Below are 17669 nucleotides of genomic sequence, written 5' to 3' on the forward strand. Positions count from 1 at the left end.
CTCATAACCCTGCTTTCAAACTTGCTTCGATAAATTTGTCCAGATCGCCATCCAGTACCGCCTGCGTGTTGCGGGTTTCAACCCCGGTACGCAAGTCTTTGATACGGGAATCATCAAGGACGTAAGAACGAATCTGGCTGCCCCAGCCGATATCCGATTTGTTATCTTCCGCCGCCTGCTTCTCAGCATTTTTCTTCTGCATTTCCAGCTCGTATAGCTTCGCTTTCATCTGCTTCATGGCCTGATCTTTGTTCTTATGCTGCGAACGGTCGTTCTGGCACTGGGTCACGGTGTTGGTCGGAATGTGGGTAATACGCACCGCAGATTCTGTACGGTTAACGTGCTGACCGCCCGCGCCTGACGCGCGGTATACGTCGATGCGCAGATCGGCCGGGTTGATTTCGATATCAATGTCGTCATCCACTTCCGGATAGACGAAAGCGGAGCTAAAGGAGGTATGGCGACGGCCGCCGGAGTCAAACGGGCTCTTACGAACCAGACGATGCACCCCGGTTTCGGTACGCAGCCAGCCAAAAGCGTATTCGCCCTGAATACGGATAGTCACGGACTTGATGCCCGCCACTTCGCCTTCGGACTCTTCGATGATTTCAGTCTTGAACCCGCGCGCTTCGGCCCAGCGCAGATACATACGCATCAGCATGCTTGCCCAGTCCTGCGCTTCGGTGCCGCCGGAGCCCGCCTGGATGTCGATGTAGCAGTCGGCGCTGTCGTAATCGCCTGAGAACATGCGACGGAACTCAAGCTGCGCCAGTTTGGCTTCCAGCTGATCCAGCTCAACAACGGCTTCGTTGAAGGTTTCTTCGTCGTCGGCCTCAATGGCCAGCTCCAGCAAACCGGAAACGTCGTCCAGCCCCTGGGACATTTGGTCTAAGGTTTCGACAATCGCTTCCAGCGCGGAACGCTCTTTACCCAGCGCCTGCGCGCGTTCAGGTTCGTTCCACACGTCAGGCTGTTCCAGCTCTGCGTTTACTTCTTCCAGGCGCTCTTTCTTGGCATCGTAGTCAAAGATACCCCCTAAGAACGTCGCTGCGCTCGGTGAGATCCTGGATGCGGTTTTTTACCGGATTAATTTCAAACATGCTTAATTTCTTATGTTGATGTCAGAAGACGGAATGCGATCGTAAACCGGAAAGTTTACCGGAATTACGCTGCACTTTGTAGCACTGGTTGGCGTTAAATCGGCCAGAGGTGGTCTATCAAAAGCTGCACTGTTCTGTTGCCGCGAAACTCGTTTACATCGAGCTTATAGGCCAGCTCCACTTCGCGCACGCTGTTGTCTGGCCAGCAGGTGGTATCGACGTTAAACGCGATGCCGTCCAGCAGCGGGCCGCCGCCCAGCGGTTCAACCATCACTTTAAGATGACGCTCCCCCACCAGGCGCTGTTGCAACAGACGGAACCTGCCGTCGAATAACGGCTCCGGGAACATCTGTCCCCATGGCCCGGCATCGCGCAGCATTTCGGCAACCTCCAGCGTCATCTCCTGTGGCGCAAGCGGCCCATCGGACCAAATCTCCCCTTGCAGCAGGGCAGGATCGAGCCATTCGCCCACCAGCTCGCCGAAGCGCCGGCTGAACTCCTCGAAACGCTTTTCTTCCAGCGATAATCCCGCCGCCATGGCATGGCCGCCAAATTTTAACATCAGGCCGGGATGCAGCGTATCCAGCCGCTCCAGGGCATCGCGCATATGCAGCCCCTGAATCGAACGCCCGGAGCCTTTAAGCGTACCGTCGCCGGCTGGCGCAAAAGCTATTACCGGACGGTTGAAGCGTTCTTTAATACGCGAGGCAAGGATGCCGACTACGCCCTGATGCCATTCGGGATGATACATCGCAAGGCCATAAGGCAGCTCTTCGTTGCCGCGCTCCAGCTTTTCGCACAAGGTCAGCGCTTCCATCTGCATGCCCTGCTCTATCTCTTTGCGCGTCTGATTAAGCGCATCAAGTTCGTTAGCCAGCATGCGCGCCTCGCCGATGTTGTCGCTTAGCAGAAGCGCCACGCCGACGGACATATCGTCCAGGCGCCCCGCCGCGTTCAGACGCGGCCCCAGGGCAAAGCCCAGATCGCTGGCCGCCAGTTTGTGCGGTTCACGGTTGGCGACCTCAAGCAGCGCCAGAACGCCAGGACGGCATTTTCTTGCGCGAATCCTGCTCAGGCCCTGCCAGGTCAGAATGCGGTTATTGGTATCCAGCGGTACGACGTCCGCCACCGTGCCCAGAGCCACCAGATCCAGCAGTTCCGCCAGATTGGGGATCGCAAGACCGTGCTGCTCGAACCAGCCGCAGCCGCGCAAATGCGCGCGCAGCGCGAGCATCAGGTAAAACGCAACGCCTACGCCCGCGAGTGATTTGGACGGAAAGTCACAGTCAACCAGGTTTGGGTTAATGATGGCTTCCGCCGCCGGAAGCGCCGTGCCGGGCAGGTGGTGATCGGTTACGATCACCGGAATGCCCAGCTCGTGCGCACGTTCAACGCCGCTATGGGATGAAATACCGTTATCAACCGTCAGAATCAGCTGCGCACCGCGGGCATGGGCCTGATCCACCACTTCCGGGCTTAAACCATAGCCATCGTCAAAACGGTTCGGCACCAGATAACCCACGTTGCTACCGCCGAGGCTACGCAATGCCAGCACGCTTAACGCCGTGCTGGTTGCGCCATCCGCATCAAAATCGCCGACGACGATAATGCGCAGCCCTTCACGAAAAGCGTTGTGCAGGATGGCAACGGCTTGTTCCATGCCGTTAAGCTGCTGCCAGGGCAGCATCCCTTTTACGCTGCGCTCCAGATCTTGTTCGCCACGCACCCCGCGGCTGGCGTAGAGGCGTTTTAACAGCGGAGGTAAACCCGCCGGTAAGACCGCCGCGTCATCCACGGCCCGGCGGCGAAGTTGCGTTTGCTTTTTCACCCGTTATTGACCACTTACTTTGCTCAGCTGCTGGTGCGCATCCAGCATTTGTTTCATCTCTTTTGGCCCCTGATAGCCGGGAATCACCGTTCCGTTGCTCAGCACGATAGCTGGCGTACCCTGCACGCCGTATTGCACGCCGAGGTTGTAGTGATTAGCGATGTTGGTTGCACAGCTCGCAGCGGGCACCGCATCGCCTTTCATCGCGGCATCAAACGCTTTATTGCGATCTTTTGCACACCAGATGGATTTCATGTCGCTTTCTGTCTGGCTTTGCAGCCCCTGACGCGGGAAGGCGAGGTAACGCACGGTAATGCCCAGCGCGTTATAGTCTTTCATCTCTTCATGCAGCTTATGGCAATAGCCGCAGGTGATGTCGGTAAACACGGTGATAACGTGTTTTTCCTGCGGCGCCTTATAAACGATCATCTCTTTTTCAAGCGCGTTCAGCTTGCCTGTCAGCAGTTGATTGGTGACGTTTACCGGCTGCGCGCCGCTGACATCGTACAGCGGGCCCTGAATAATGTGCTTGCCGTCTTCCGTCACGTACAGCACGCCGCTGTCGGTCAGGACGGTTTTCATTCCGGCAACGGGAGCGGCCTGCACCTCCGCGCTCTGCACGCCCAGCTTCGCCAGCGACTGTTTGATTGCCGCATCGTCAGCCTGAGCAAAACCGGAGACGGATGCCGCCAATAGCGAGAGCAGCAAAAGACCTTTTTTCATCATGATTCCTTTATTCTGGCACTCACGCCCGCGGGTGGTGCTGTTGATGTAGCTGACGTAAACGTTCGGTCGCTACATGAGTATAAATTTGTGTTGTGGACAAATCGCTGTGTCCAAGGAGCATCTGTACGACACGTAAATCCGCGCCGTGGTTCAGCAAATGCGTGGCAAAAGCGTGGCGCAGGACGTGCGGAGAAAGCTTTTCGCTATCGATTCCTGCAGTTACCGCATAATGCTTGATGCGGTGCCAGAACGTTTGCCTGGTCATCTGCTGCGCCCGCTGGCTGGGAAACAGCACGTCGAGAGACTGCCCGTTTAACAGCCAGGGACGACCGTGCTCAAGATAGCTTTCCAGCCAGTAGACCGCTTCTTCGCCCAGCGGCACCAGACGCTCTTTATTCCCCTTGCCAATAACCCGCACCACGCCCTGACGCAGACTGATGTCGCTCATCGATAAGCCCACCAGCTCAGACACGCGCAGGCCGGTAGCATACAATAATTCCAGCATCGCTTTATCGCGTAACTCGATGGGCTGGTCGAGGCAGGGCGCCTGGAGCAGACGTTCAACCTGTGCTTCGCTAAGATCTTTCGGTAAGCGCTGCGGCAATTTGGGTGAAGAAAGCAAAGCGCTCGGATCGTCATCGCGCGCTTTTTCACGGTAGAGATACTGAAACAGACGACGGATAGCGCTTAACATGCGTGCGGAGCTCGTGGCTTTATAGCCCCCTTCCAGACGCTCGGCAAACAGGGACTGGAGATCGCCCGCCTGCACCGTCAACAGCGTTAAGCTGTGACGCGCCAGCCATTCCGCAACCATTTTCAAATCGCGGCGATACGAGTTTAGCGTGTTCTCAGCCAGATTTTTTTCGAGCCAAAGCGCATCAAGAAATTGTTCAATACGGGCCAGATCCTGTTCCACCGGTGCCTCACTTATGCCTGAGTTACGTCCATTATGCATGATGCGTAATGGGATCTGGTACACTTGCCAGCCTGCACGTTATTAAATGAGTTGTTATCGCTATGAACATTGGCCTTTTTTATGGCTCCAGCACCTGCTACACCGAAATGGCTGCCGAAAAGATTCGTGACATCATCGGCCCGGATCTGGTGACGCTGCATAACTTAAAAGATGACTCCCCCGCGCAAATGGAACGCTACGATGTGCTGATCCTCGGCATCCCGACGTGGGATTTCGGCGAACTGCAGGAAGACTGGGAAGCCGTCTGGGCGCAGTTAGATGACCTGAACCTGGCAGGCAAGCTGGTCGCTCTGTACGGGATGGGCGATCAGCTAGGCTACGGCGAATGGTTCCTTGACGCGCTGGGTATGCTGCACGACAAACTGGCTCCCCGCGGCGCGCAGTTTATCGGTTACTGGCCAACCGAAGGCTATGAGTTCACGAGCGCTAAACCTGTTATTGCCGATGGGCAACTGTTTGTTGGCCTCGCGCTGGATGAAACCAACCAGTACGATCTGAGCGATGAACGCCTTCAGAGCTGGTGCGAGCAAATTCTGGGCGAAATGGCTGACAGGTTCGCCTGACGAGTACCTAAGCCTGGCCGCTACCGCTCGCCTGCTGTTGCAAAATCAGGCGGCGTAAATCCCGCCACTCACCGCTATCCATGCTGTCGGCCGCCAGCCACAAATGCTGGCTGCGGGTTTTGCGCATCTGGCGGATTCGCAGCATCATGCCGCTGCGCAACATCCACGGCGTGCCGACTATTTCCCACTCTTTGTCCTGCCACTTCAGGTGATAGTTGGTCAGCAGTTTAATCTCACCCTGAGTCGCATGAATCCGACGCTGGCTGCGCACGCTGTCAAAAACGACCAGAGAAAGTAAAAGCATCCAGAGCAGCGTATAGCTCATTGGCCACGGCAGAAGCAGCACCACCAGCGCCAGCAGCCCGTGGGCGAACAGGGATAACCACTGCGCCCGCCAGGAGACGCGAAGATCAGATTGCCACAGGACCACGTTCTCTATTCCGTGTTTGGATAAGCTTCACCATACGCTGCAACGCTGAGTCTGCCGGTTCGCCATGATTCATCAACCAGTTAAAGAGGTCGGGATCATCACATTCCAGAAGGCGGATAAATAGCTGCTTATCCTCGTCGCTTAACGTCTCATATTCATACTCAAAGAACGGCATAATCGAAATATCGAGCTCGCGCATTCCGCGGCGGCACGCCCAGTGAATTCGGGCTTTGTTATTGATATCCATCTGCTCTTTCCTGCTTAAATGACGTGTAAGATACGAGTGTTAGTGTAACTTGTTTTCGTCGTGCGTATTACCTGAATGTTGCTATCTGCGCATTAACTCTGGAGAAAGAGTCGCAATGCGACATCGTTGCATTTGCTCTGCGAGGTAACTCGAAACGGCACAATTCGCCTCATCAAACTGCTTGCATTGGCGAGCGGCTCTTTTACCATTAACCTCATTCACCCGTTGGATAACCCAGGACAAAATATGGCTTTCAACCCGTTTCCTCCCCGTCAACCTACAGCCGCGGCTCGCCTGCCGCTGACGCTGATGACCCTTGATGACTGGGCGCTAGTAAACGTGACTGGCGCAGACGCTGAAAAGTACCTGCAAGGGCAGGTTACCGCCGACGTAGCACAGCTGGGATCCAATCAACATCTGCTTTGCGCCCACTGCGACGCCAAAGGCAAGATGTGGAGCAACCTGCGCCTGTTCCATCGCGGCGAAGGCTTTGCTTTTATCGAACGTCGCAATCTCCATGAAGCGCAGCTGACGGAACTGAAAAAATACGCCGTGTTCTCAAAGGTGACGATGACGCCTGACAGCGAAAGCGTGCTGCTGGGGCTTGCTGGTTTTCAGGCTCGCGCAGCGCTGGCACCGCTTTTTGCGGCCCTGCCGGATGAAGAAAATCCAGTCGTCCAGGACGGCGCCACTACCCTTTTGTGGTTCAACCTGCCTGCCGAACGGTTCATGTTAGTCACTGATGCCGCCACGGCGCAGACGCTGCTCGAAAAACTACGCGGGGAAGCACAGCTTAATGACAGCCAGCAGTGGCTGGCGCTGGATATTGAAGGCGGCCTGGCGGTGATTGATAGCGTCAACAGCGCTCAATTTATCCCACAGGCGACAAACCTTCAGGCTCTGGGCGGCATTAGCTTTAAAAAAGGTTGTTATACCGGGCAGGAAATGGTGGCACGCGCGAAGTTTCGCGGGGCTAACAAACGCGCGCTCTGGTATCTCGCAGGCAGCGCTTCCCGCCTGCCGGAAGCCGGCGAAGATCTTGAGATGAAAATGGGCGATAACTGGCGTCGTACCGGCACCGTGCTTGCCGTAAGCCGGCTGGACGATAGCCGCGTGCTTATTCAGGCCGTCATGAATAACGATCTCGAACCGGACGCCGTCTTCCGCGTACGGGAAGATAGCGGCAGCGAGCTGGCTATCGAGCCGCTGCCTTATTCACTCGAAGAGCGTTAAAAATCTGGCATGCCCCTCTACCGCAGGGGCATTAAGCATTAGTGAATGTATAAATAGATAGCGAGAAAGTGGCATAAGCTGCCGCCGAGTACAAAGCCATGCCAGATTGCATGGTTATAAGGGATGCGCTTGCAGACGTAAAAAATAACGCCCAGCGAGTAAATCACCCCGCCCGCGGCCAGCAGCGCCACGCTGCCCGCATCCAGCTTCATCGCCAGCTGATAGACCACCGCAAGCGACAGCCAGCCCATCAATAAATAGGTTAACAGCGACAGCACCTTGAAACGGTGCGCAATGGTCAGCTTAAAAAGAATGCCGGCCAGCGCCAGTCCCCAGATAACCACCATCATGCCGTGGGCAAAAGGCGAATCCAGCCCGACGAGCAAGAAAGGAGTATAGGTACCGGCGATAAGCAGATAGATGGCGCAGTGGTCAAATTTCTTAAGCCAGCGCTTCGCGCGCTGATGGGGAACGGCATGGTAAAGCGTGGAGGCCAGGAACAGCAAAATCATGCTGCCGCCGTAAAGGCTGTAGCTGGCGATCGCCATGGCGCTGGCGTTGGCGGCGACAGCCTGAACCAGCAACAGCACCAGCCCGACAATCCCGAACACCAGCCCGATACCGTGACTGATACTGTTGGCTATTTCCTCAGCCAGTGAATATCCAGGTGCTTTGATTGGTTTGTCAGCCATAAGGCTACTCCAGGTAAGACTTAAGATGAAAAATGCAGCACGGCTAGCATAGCTGAGAATGATTCCAGTAAACACGTGTACGCTAAAATAAATCTGTCAGCGGCGTGAGACACACCTGTACAATTTTCCTGTCTGTTTAAAATAGCTGGAGAATAGCCATGACCCTTCATGCCTTTGGCGCGATGAGCGACGTTATTGCCTTTCTGATGGAGATCGACAAGCTCAAACTTGTTGAGCGTCGGACGAAGATTATCGGCCATGAGCGACAGGAAAATTCCGCCGAGCACAGCTGGCATTTTGCCGTTGCGGCGATGAGCCTTGCCCCTTTTGCCCCTGCGGAAGTCGCTATTTCGCGGGTGGTGCAAATGGCGCTGCTGCATGACATTGTGGAAATCGATGTGGGCGATGTGCTGGTTTATGATGTGGCCGCACGCGAAGCCATAGCCGAAAAGGAAGCGGCGGCGGCGACGCGCCTGTTTGGTTTATTACCCGAGCCGCAAAACCGCGAATTTCTCGGGCTCTGGCTGGAATACGAAGCGGGGATAAGCGCCGATGCCCGCTTTGCCGGCGCGCTGGATCGTATTTTGCCTGTATTGCAGAATCTGCATAACGAGGGGCGAAGCTGGCGTGAAAATAATATCTCTCTTGCGCAGGTGTTAACCCGCAACGCCCGGGTGGGCGAAAGCTGGCCGGAATTATGGCAACATGTCGTCAGCCATTTATATGCTGCGCAGGAAAAAGGCTGGCTGCGCTAAACTCCCTTACCGGCTCACGGCTGAAACTTCAGGAAGATGTACGATGTTTACTCACGCAGCAATTGCTAATCTCAACGGCCTGGAAATGATGGTCTATAACTATGTCATTAAAAACCGTGACAAAGTAATGTACATGACTATCCGCGAGCTGGCCGACGGCGCGGGCGTTTCCACCACTACCGTGCTGCGCTTTTGCCGCAAGCTGAACTGCGACGGCTACTCCGAGTTTCGCGTACGCTTTAAATTATATCTGGAACAAAACGATGAGCCGTTGGTTAATTTTGGCCCCAGCGAAATAATTAGCTTTTTCAGAAGTACCAATAATGAAGAATTTGATAATTTAATCGACCATGCGGTCGATATTATTTGTTCTTCAGAACGAATTATATTCGTCGGCGCGGGAACCTCCGGCGCTTTGGCAAAATATGGCGCACGCTTCTTTTCGAACGTGGGGAAATTCAGCAACCATATCGACGATCCTTATTTCCCGGTCACCAGTGATATGGCGAAAAACGCGCTGGCTATTGTGCTTTCTGTTTCAGGCGAGACGGAAGAGATCCTGCGCTTTGCCAGCCAGTTTAGCCTTCACAACTGTAAGGTGATGTCGATTACCAGCCACGAAAACTCAGCGCTGGCAAAGCTCGCCGATTTTAATATTTCCTGGCATATTCCGCTGACGCGGGTAGCTGGCGTCTACGATATTACCACGCAAATCCCCGTTATTTATATTTTAGAGACCATTGGCCGTAAGCTGGCGAAAAAAATGGCGTAAAAAAACAGCCTGTTTTTTATATGTGACAAATCACGGAGCGGCTGATTTGTTATATCGTGACAATTATCCCTCCTTTGTTAGACTCCGAGGCAGAGTTTATTAACGTAACGCCAGCTTGTGATCTATCGCACATTATCATTGGCGCTAACAGCGGGATAAAAAATATGAAAAAACTGACTTTGCCAGAAGACTTTTTATGGGGCGGCGCGGTTGCCGCGCACCAGGTAGAAGGCGGATGGAATAAAGAAGGCAAAGGCCCGAGCATCTGCGACGTGCTGACAGGCGGCGCACACGGCGTTCCTCGCGAAATCACTCAGGAAGTTATTCCCGGTAAATATTACCCGAACCATGAAGCCATCGACTTTCACGGGCGTTACAAAGAAGATATCAGGCTGTTTGCCGAAATGGGCTTTAAGTGTTTTCGCACCTCCATTGCCTGGACGCGCATTTTCCCGCAGGGCGACGAGCAGCAGCCAAACGAAGAAGGTCTGAAATTCTACGACGAGATGTTCGACGAGCTGTTGAAGTACAATATCGAACCGGTCATCACCCTCTCCCACTTTGAAATGCCTCACCATCTGGTTACGGAATACGGCGGCTGGACTAATCGTAAAGTCGTTGATTTCTTTGTTCGCTTTGCTGAAGTGGTCTTCGAGCGCTACAAGAGCAAAGTGAAATACTGGATGACCTTTAACGAGATCAATAACCAGCGTAACTGGCGCGCGCCTCTGTTCGGCTACTGCTGCTCCGGCGTGGTTTACACCGAACACGACAACCCGGAAGAGGTGATGTATCAGGTTCTGCATCACCAGTTCGTGGCAAGCGCCATGGCGGTGAAAATCGGCCATCGCATTAACCCGGAGATGCAAATCGGCTGCATGCTGGCGATGGTGCCGCTCTACCCATTCTCCTGCAAGCCCGAAGATGTCATGTACGCTCAGGAGTCTATGCGCGAGCGCTATGTCTTTACGGACGTTCAGCTGCGCGGTTACTACCCGTCTTACGTGCTGAATGAGTGGGAACGCCGCGAGTTCAGTATCAAAATGGAAGCGGGCGACGAGCAAATCCTGCGTGAAGGCGTGTGCGATTACCTCGGCTTCAGCTACTATATGACTAACGCGGTGAAAGCGGATGGCGGCACGGGCGACGCGCTGTCAGGTTTCCAGGGCAGCGTGCCAAACCCGCACGTTAAAGCTTCCGACTGGGGCTGGCAGATTGACCCTGTCGGCCTGCGCTACGCGCTGTGTGAACTGTACGAACGCTACCAGAAGCCGCTGTTTATCGTCGAGAACGGCTTTGGCGCTTACGATAAGGTCGAGGCAGACGGCTCCATTAATGATGATTACCGCATCGATTATCTGAAAGCACACGTTGCAGAGATGATGAAAGCGGTCACCTGGGATGGCGTCGATCTGCTGGGCTACACCCCGTGGGGCTGCATCGACTGCGTTTCATTCACCACTGGCCAGTACAGCAAACGCTACGGCTTTATCTATGTAAACAAGCACGACGACGGCACCGGCGATATGTCCCGCTCCCGTAAAAAAAGCTTTAACTGGTATAAAGAAGTCATCGCCAGCAACGGCGAGAACCTGTAGGCAGGTTGTACCGTCACGCTGGATAAGGCGAGGTAAAAGGGGGTGGCGCTTACGCTTATCCATCCTACGCACGCTTTCCCAATAACGGGAAAGCGTTTCCTCGCCCGGCTGAACATCTCACATCAGGTAAGCGAAGCGTCACCCGACCTGTATTTTGTACGGCCTCAAACCGGCAGGGCAAAGCGGAAACAGGCGCCGTTGTCAGGTTTTTCCACAAGCGTAATGTCGCTGCCGTGAAGCTGCAGCATCTGGCGCACGATCATCAATCCCAGGCCGCCGACCCGCAGCCGTGACTGGCTGGCGATAGACGGGCGAACGAACAGCCCTTCTTTCAGCTCCTGCGGAATACCGGGCCCGTTATCGCTCACCTGCACCAGCACTTTCCCGCCCTCTTTCCACAAACGCACCGATATGACGCCGCCTTCCGGCGCGTGGCGAACGGCATTGTCCAGGAGGTTGGTCAGCACGCGTTCGATCATCGCCAGATCGGCATCTATCAGCGGCAAATCAGGTTGAATATCGGCCAGCATCTGCTGTCGCCGGGTTTGCGCCGCCAGCTCAAATTTCTGAAACACATCCTGTAAAAGCTCGCCCAGAGAAAAGTGTTCTTTTTGCGGTTTCACCACGCCATATTCCAGGCGCGCCAGTTCAAAAAGCGACTGCGCAAGCGCCCCGACTTTCTGGCTCTGCCCGAGCGCGATTTCGAGATAGCGTTTTTTATCCGCATCGGAAAGCGTCGCCGACATCACGGATAAGCTTTCCAGATAGCCATGCAGGGAGGTTAACGGCGTACGTAAGTCATGAGAGATATTGGCGATAAACTCACGGCGCAGCTGATCCTGCTGCGATAAACGATGCCACTGTTCGGCAATGCGTCGCGCCATGGTGATAACGCCCTGGCGCAGAAGACTAATCTCGTCGTTGCCCTTGTCTTGCTGCAGCGGCAGCGCGGCCATCGCCCGCATCTCTTCCATGCCGCCGGTTTCCAGAGCGCGGACCTGATGAGAAAGCTCGCGCAGCGGACGAGTTATCCACCGGAATGCCAGCCCGCCCACAATCAGCCCCAGCAGAGCAACCAGGCTGATGGAAAGCAGAACAATTTTCAGCAGGGCGGTAAATTGCGCATCGCTGTTTAACGCGCTGTAATTCTCGCCCAGCAGAATAACGTACAGATAACCTTCGACCTGCCCGTTCTGGCGCATCGGCGCCACGCTAAAGACTTTCCTGCCGTCGAGGCTGCGCGGATCGTCGCCGTAAACCGGATATTGCCGGGTGCTTAACGCCGTTAGTATCGGCTGTAAATCGACACGCTCGCGCTTCAGGTGCCCAACCGGCGCGCCGTCGCCAACAATGTTACCCTGATTATCCAGCAGATAAACTTCAACGCTGGGGTTTACGGCCATCAGATGGTCAAACAGCCTGCGTACGGAGGCCTTATTGAGCCCATCCTGCCCAAGCAGCGGATAGCTTTGGTTGATATGCTGCGCCAGATCGCCGGAAAGCTGCTGAATGACCGCCTGGCTGTACTGCGTGCTGGTACGCACCTGTAGCCAGCCCAGCAGCGCGCATGATGTCAGGAGCAAGAGCGCAAAAATCAGCGTCAGGCGCTGGGAGAGGGTAAAAGTTCGCATGGTTTACTCGCGCGGCTGTGCGGTGAATTTATAGCCTTTTCCCCAGACGGTACGAATAAAATTCGGCTCCGCCGGATTGTCTTCAATCTTGATCCGCAGGCGATTGATATGCGTATTGACCGTGTGTTCGTAGCCTTCGTGCTCATATCCCCACACCTGGTTAAGCAAGTTGAGGCGGGAAAAAACTTTATCCGGATTCCTGGCAAAGAAATAGAGTAGGTCGAACTCGCGCGGCGTGAGTTCAACCGTAAGGTGGTTAAGCTGCACATCGCGAGCCAGCGGATCTATGGTGAGCGCGCCGAAGGTGAGCGTGCCCGCATCAAGGCGCAGGTTCTGGCTCATGGCTTCCTGGCGGCGAAACAGCGCTTTGACGCGCGCCACCAGTTCCAGCATAGAGAATGGCTTAGCAAGATAGTCATCCGCGCCAAGCTCAAGGCCGAGCACCCTGTGCGTTTCGCTGGAGCGGGCGCTGATCATAATGATTGGCGTATAGCGCGTCATGGTGCGGGCAAAGCGGCAAATTTCCAGGCCATCCACGCCGGGCAGCATCAGGTCGAGGATTAACGCATCCCATCCGCCCTGCTTAAGCTTTTCCAGTCCGATATTCCCGTCTGCGGCATGGGTTATTGCAAAACCCTCCTCCCGCAGATGCAGTTGCAAAAGCTCAGCAATGTTCTCATCGTCTTCCACGATAAGCAGCTTTTTGTTCTGACTCACTTCTTAACCCCACATGCGCCGCATAGTGAAAGTCTACACAACTTGCCGCCGGGAAGTTGTCACATTTTATTTAACTTTGCGTGAGGCATTGGGGAATAAATCTGGCCAATACTGGCGTTATGGCATCGCCGGCAAGCAGCGCGATGCAGCCGTCCGGCCGCTATCCGTTTGCTATGGCTGCGTTTAACGGCCGGTTAAGCGGTAGTTAAAACTTCTCACCTATCAAAAGGTAAATATCATGAAAAAACTCTACGCTGCTTTTATGTGCTCCGCGCTGGCATTGGGAATGGCGGGTGCAAATGCTGCCGACGCTATGAATAAAGATAATATGTCGAAAGATAAAATGGGCATGACCCACGACTGCAATAAAGACGGCATGAAAAAAGATTGTATGACGAAGGATTCAGCGCCGGCGCAGGATATGAATAAAGGCAGTATGCCGAAGGACGACATGTCTAAAGATACTATGAAGAAAAACTAATATAACAGCAGCCCGGTCAACGCGCAGCTGGCGTTACCCGGGCCGTTGCTTTATTTTCCACCGGCCAGATCGATAAAGCTGCCGGTGACATACGAAGCTTTCTGGCTGAGCAGCCAGGCAATGGCCTCGGCCACTTCTTCCGGCTGTCCGCCACGCTGCATCGGCAGGGAAAACTTCACGCGATCGACCCGCCCGGCCTCGCCGCCCGACGCGTGCATATCGGTATAGATAAAGCCGGGGCGCACGCCGTTAATGCGAATACCCTGCGCCGCAACCTCCAGCGACAGCCCGGTAGTCAGCGTGTCTATCGCTCCTTTTGAGGCAGCGTAATCGACATACTCCCCCGGCGCTCCCAGGCGTGCCGCAGCGGAAGAGACGTTAACAATCGCACCACCTTCCCCGCCATGGCGATAAGCCATGCGCTTGACCGCTTCACGGCAGCAAAGAAAGTAACCGGTAACGTTAGTTGCCAGTACGCGGTTAATACGATCCGCCGTCAGGTTTTCGATGGTGGATTGCTGGAAGAGAATACCCGCGTTGTTGACCAGCGCGGTGAGTGGGCCAAAAGCACGGTCGATTTCAGCAAACATCGCCAGCACCTGTAGCTCATCGGCGATATCTGCTTTGATAGCCATCGCTTCGCCGCCCGCGTCACGAATAGCGTTCACCACCTCATCGGCGGCCTGTTTGTTACGCAGATAGTTAACGACAACCTTATAGCCGGAGCGCGCCAGCAGAATGGCGGTTGCTCTGCCGATGCCGCGGCTGCCGCCGGTGACGAGTGCCACACTCATTTTTACCTCCGAATGGACAGATGATAAAAAGGGCGCCCGGGCGCCCTTTCAGGTGGATGGCGCTGCCGCTTATCCACCCTATAATGTTCTACTCTACGGTATCACACGGGCGGATAAGTCCGCGCCATCCGCCGCCGACTTTACTGATAGTCGCTCATCGGCACGCAGGAGCAGAACAGGTTACGGTCGCCATACACATCGTCCAGACGTTTAACGGTCGGCCAGTATTTGTTGCCGTGGCCGGTCGGGAAGACGGCCAGTTCGCGGGTGTAGGGATGCGTCCACTCGGCCACAATTTCGTCCTGCGTATGCGGCGCGTTCACCAGCGGGTTGTCTTCCAGCGGCCACTCCCCACGCGCTACGCGATCGATTTCGGTACGGATGGTGAGCATGGCGTCGATAAAGCGGTCCAGCTCCAGCTTGCTTTCCGATTCCGTTGGCTCAACCATTAGCGTACCCGCAACCGGGAAGGACATGGTTGGCGCATGGAACCCGAAGTCAATCAGCCGTTTAGCGATATCAAGCTCGCTGATGCCGGTCTCTTCCTTCAGCGGACGAATATCGAGGATGCATTCGTGCGCCACGCGGCCGTTTGCGCCGGTATAGAGCACCGGGAAGGCGGACTGCAGGCGGCTGGCGATATAGTTCGCATTCAGGATCGCCACCTGGCTTGCTTTCTTCAGCCCTTCGGCGCCCATCATGCGGATGTACATCCAGCTGATTGGCAGGATCGAGGCGCTGCCGAACGGTGCGGCAGAAACCGCGCCCTGCTGGGTCAGCATCTCTTCAATTTGCACCACGCTGTGGCCCGGTACAAAAGGCGCCAGATGCGCTTTCACGCCGATTGGGCCCATACCCGGACCGCCGCCGCCGTGTGGAATGCAGAAGGTTTTATGCAGGTTGAGGTGCGAAACGTCCGCGCCGATATGGCCAGGCGATGTGATGCCGACCTGGGCATTCATGTTCGCGCCGTCCAGATAGACCTGGCCGCCGTACTGGTAAACAACCTGGCAAACTTCGCGGATGGTTTCTTCGTATACGCCGTGCGTTGACGGATAGGTCACCATGATGCAGGAAAGCTCGGCGCCCGCCTGCTCTGCCTTCGCACGCAGATCCTGAAGATCGATGTTGCCCTGCTTGTCGCACGCAACGACGATCACTTCCATGCCCGCCATTTGTGCGGAGGCCGGGTTGGTGCCGTGCGCGGAACTTGGGATCAGGCAGATATTACGCCCGGCTTCGTTGCGGCTTTCGTGGTAGCGGCGAATCGCCAGCAGGCCAGCATATTCACCCTGCGCGCCAGAGTTTGGCTGCATGCAAAGCGCGTCGTAGCCGGTCAGCTTCACCAGCCAGTCGGACAGCTGGGCAATCATCTGGTGGTAGCCTTCCGCCTGGTTTGCCGGACAGAACGGATGCAGCTCGGCAAATTCCGGCCAGGTGACAGGGATCATTTCCGCCGCGGCGTTAAGCTTCATGGTGCAGGAGCCGAGCGGGATCATCGCCTGGTTGAGCGCCAGATCTTTGCGCTCCAGAGAGTGCATATAGCGCATCATTTCGGTTTCGCTATGATAGCGATTGAACACCGGGTGAGTCAGAATTTCATCTTCGCGCAGCATTGCCGCCGGGATAGAGAGGCTGTCGCCGGCAACGTCCCGATCCAGCTTGTCGATATCCAGACCGTGGTTATCGCCCAGCAGCACGGTGAACAGCGCCTGCACGTCTTCGCGGGTGGTCGCTTCGTCAAGCGTAATGCCTACCGCGCCCAGAATGTCGCTGCGCAGGTTGATTTCGTTTGCTTCGGCACGCGCCAGCACGGCGGCTTTATCGGCCACTTCCACGCATAGCGTGTCGAACCAGTGTTTATGGCGCAGCACCAGGCCGCTCTTTTGCAGGCCAGCGGCAAGAATATCGGTCAGGCGATGAATGCGGCCGGCAATACGTTTCAGGCCAGCCGGGCCGTGGAATACTGCGTACAGGCTGGCAATGTTGGCCAGCAGCACCTGAGAGGTACAGATGTTGGAGTTCGCTTTCTCGCGGCGGATATGCTGCTCGCGAGTCTGCATCGCCATACGCAGCGCGGTGCGGCCGGCAGCGTCGCGAGAAACGCCGATGATACGACCCGGCATGGAACGTTTGAATTCGTCACGCGCGGCGAAGAATGCCGCATGCGGGCCGCCGTAGCCCATCGGCACGCCAAAGCGCTGCGCGGAGCCGAAGACGATGTCTGCGCCCTGTTTACCCGGCGCGGTAAGCAGCACCAGCGACATAAAGTCAGCGGCCACGCTTACCACTACTTTACGTTGTTTTAACTCTTCGATGAGCGCGCTGTAATCGTGCACTTCGCCGGTGGTGCCAACCTGTTGCAGCAGCACGCCGAACACGTCCTGATGATCCAGCACTTTTGCTGCCTCATCGACAATCACGTCAAAACCGAAGGTTTCCGCACGGGTACGCACCACGTCCAGCGTCTGCGGATGAATGTCCGCCGCCACGAAGAAACGGTTGGCGTTCTTCAGTTTGCTTACGCGCTTAGCCATCGCCATGGCTTCTGCGGCGGCGGTGGCTTCATCAAGCAGCGAGGCGGAGGCGATATCCAGCCCTGTCAAATCCAGCGTTACCTGCTGGAAGTTAAGCAGCGCTTCCAGACGGCCCTGAGAAACTTCCGGCTGATAAGGCGTATAGGCGGTGTACCAGCCCGGGTTTTCCAGCATATTACGCAGAATCACCGGCGGGGTTTGCACCGCGGTGTAACCCATCCCGATGTAGGTTTTGAAACGCTTATTGCGGCTGGCAATGGCTTTGAGTTCAGCCAGCGCGGCGAATTCCGTTGCCGCTTCGCCCACCTGCGGCGGCTGTGCGAGCTGAATATCAGCCGGCACAATAGTGGAAATCAGTTCATTTAAAGAACCTGCTCCCACGGCCTCCAGCATTTCGTGCTGCTGCTGGGCGGAGGGGCCAATGTGGCGATCGATAAACGCTTCGTGATTCTCAAGGCTACGTAAGGACTGGGTCATGAGCGGTGATTCCTGAAAACATGCAGAACTTTAGCGGTGGATGGCGCGATGCTTATCCACCCTACAGAACAAGTCTCGGTGAACATTGTAGGGCGGATGAGCAGAGCGTCAC

At 55.7% G+C, this 17669-nt stretch carries 17 protein-coding genes; 6 read left to right on the top strand and 11 right to left on the bottom strand.

What is annotated here, in order from left to right; all coding sequences use genetic code 11:
- Position 1: 1 nt before the first annotated feature.
- From prfB to xerD, 4 genes are all read right to left on the bottom strand, one after another.
- Positions 2 to 1100, bottom strand: a protein-coding gene (prfB, locus tag WLO31_RS16760) for a peptide chain release factor 2 (protein WP_435927757.1) whose coding sequence is annotated in 2 segments (ribosomal slippage) — positions 2 to 1024 and positions 1026 to 1100 — 1098 coding nt in all. Because the reading frame shifts where the segments join, the coding sequence is not laid out codon by codon here.
- Positions 1101 to 1194: 94 nt separating this feature from the next.
- The gene (gene recJ / locus WLO31_RS16765) at positions 1195 to 2928 is read right to left on the bottom strand and encodes a single-stranded-DNA-specific exonuclease RecJ (protein WP_435927758.1); all 1734 of its coding nucleotides are present in this window, start codon (positions 2926 to 2928) and stop codon (positions 1195 to 1197) included.
- Between the two features lie 3 nt (positions 2929 to 2931).
- Positions 2932 to 3651: a bifunctional protein-disulfide isomerase/oxidoreductase DsbC gene (gene dsbC, locus WLO31_RS16770; protein WP_435930649.1), complete on the bottom strand. Its 720-nt coding sequence runs from the start codon at positions 3649 to 3651 to the stop codon at positions 2932 to 2934.
- A 22-nt stretch (positions 3652 to 3673) separates the two neighbouring features.
- A complete protein-coding gene (gene xerD / locus WLO31_RS16775) occupies positions 3674 to 4570 on the bottom strand; it encodes a site-specific tyrosine recombinase XerD (RefSeq protein WP_435930650.1) in 897 nt (298 codons plus the stop codon).
- Between the two features lie 101 nt (positions 4571 to 4671).
- Here xerD and fldB point away from each other — a divergent pair, with 101 nt between their 5' ends.
- Positions 4672 to 5193, top strand: a complete 522-nt coding sequence (fldB, locus tag WLO31_RS16780; RefSeq protein WP_435927759.1) for a flavodoxin FldB — start codon at positions 4672 to 4674, stop codon at positions 5191 to 5193.
- A gap of 7 nt (positions 5194 to 5200) precedes the next feature.
- On the opposite strand, the gene WLO31_RS16785 is transcribed toward fldB, so the two are convergent.
- Positions 5201 to 5623 (bottom strand): protein YgfX, encoded by a 423-nt coding sequence (locus tag WLO31_RS16785; protein ID WP_435927760.1) that lies wholly within the window; start codon positions 5621 to 5623, stop codon positions 5201 to 5203.
- Positions 5604 to 5870, bottom strand: coding sequence for an FAD assembly factor SdhE (gene sdhE, locus WLO31_RS16790; protein WP_435927761.1), 267 nt, complete (start codon positions 5868 to 5870; stop codon positions 5604 to 5606). The genes WLO31_RS16785 and sdhE overlap by 20 nt, the downstream gene beginning before the upstream one ends.
- A 246-nt stretch (positions 5871 to 6116) precedes the next feature.
- Between sdhE and ygfZ the strand changes: the two genes are divergently transcribed.
- On the top strand, positions 6117 to 7103 hold the full coding sequence (gene ygfZ / locus WLO31_RS16795) for a tRNA-modifying protein YgfZ (RefSeq protein WP_435927762.1): 987 nt from the start codon (positions 6117 to 6119) through the stop codon (positions 7101 to 7103).
- Positions 7104 to 7141: 38 nt separating this feature from the next.
- Here ygfZ and trhA read toward each other — a convergent pair whose 3' ends face one another.
- Entirely contained in the window at positions 7142 to 7795 is a 654-nt protein-coding gene (gene trhA, locus WLO31_RS16800) for a PAQR family membrane homeostasis protein TrhA (RefSeq protein ID WP_435927763.1), read from the bottom strand.
- A 158-nt stretch (positions 7796 to 7953) separates the two neighbouring features.
- Between trhA and WLO31_RS16805 the strand changes: the two genes are divergently transcribed.
- From WLO31_RS16805 to WLO31_RS16815, 3 genes are all read left to right on the top strand, one after another.
- A complete protein-coding gene (locus WLO31_RS16805) occupies positions 7954 to 8550 on the top strand; it encodes an HD domain-containing protein (protein ID WP_435927764.1) in 597 nt (198 codons plus the stop codon).
- Between the two features lie 43 nt (positions 8551 to 8593).
- Positions 8594 to 9322: a MurR/RpiR family transcriptional regulator gene (locus tag WLO31_RS16810; RefSeq protein WP_435927765.1), complete on the top strand. Its 729-nt coding sequence runs from the start codon at positions 8594 to 8596 to the stop codon at positions 9320 to 9322.
- Positions 9323 to 9486: 164 nt separating this feature from the next.
- Positions 9487 to 10920: a 6-phospho-beta-glucosidase gene (locus tag WLO31_RS16815; protein WP_435927766.1), complete on the top strand. Its 1434-nt coding sequence runs from the start codon at positions 9487 to 9489 to the stop codon at positions 10918 to 10920.
- A 164-nt stretch (positions 10921 to 11084) separates the two neighbouring features.
- Here the strand turns inward: WLO31_RS16815 and WLO31_RS16820 are convergent, their stop codons facing one another.
- Both WLO31_RS16820 and WLO31_RS16825 read right to left on the bottom strand, forming a co-directional pair.
- Positions 11085 to 12551: an ATP-binding protein gene (locus WLO31_RS16820; RefSeq protein WP_435927767.1), complete on the bottom strand. Its 1467-nt coding sequence runs from the start codon at positions 12549 to 12551 to the stop codon at positions 11085 to 11087.
- 3 nt (positions 12552 to 12554) lie between these two features.
- Positions 12555 to 13268 carry a response regulator transcription factor gene (locus WLO31_RS16825; RefSeq protein ID WP_435927768.1) on the bottom strand — a complete coding sequence of 238 codons (714 nt, stop codon included), beginning with the start codon at positions 13266 to 13268 and terminating at the stop codon, positions 12555 to 12557.
- A gap of 238 nt (positions 13269 to 13506) precedes the next feature.
- On the opposite strand from WLO31_RS16825, the gene WLO31_RS16830 reads away from it, so the two are divergent.
- Positions 13507 to 13749, top strand: coding sequence for a pentapeptide MXKDX repeat protein (locus WLO31_RS16830; protein ID WP_435927769.1), 243 nt, complete (start codon positions 13507 to 13509; stop codon positions 13747 to 13749).
- Between the two features lie 50 nt (positions 13750 to 13799).
- On the opposite strand, the gene WLO31_RS16835 is transcribed toward WLO31_RS16830, so the two are convergent.
- Positions 13800 to 14543 (bottom strand): SDR family oxidoreductase, encoded by a 744-nt coding sequence (locus WLO31_RS16835; RefSeq protein ID WP_435927770.1) that lies wholly within the window; start codon positions 14541 to 14543, stop codon positions 13800 to 13802.
- 140 nt (positions 14544 to 14683) lie between these two features.
- Positions 14684 to 17557 (bottom strand): aminomethyl-transferring glycine dehydrogenase, encoded by a 2874-nt coding sequence (gene gcvP, locus WLO31_RS16840; protein ID WP_435927771.1) that lies wholly within the window; start codon positions 17555 to 17557, stop codon positions 14684 to 14686.
- Positions 17558 to 17669: the final 112 nt, after the last annotated feature.

Origin of the sequence: Dryocola sharpae (assembly GCF_051307055.1) — a bacterium.
In the GTDB taxonomy this organism is placed as follows: Bacteria; Pseudomonadota; Gammaproteobacteria; order Enterobacterales; family Enterobacteriaceae; genus Dryocola.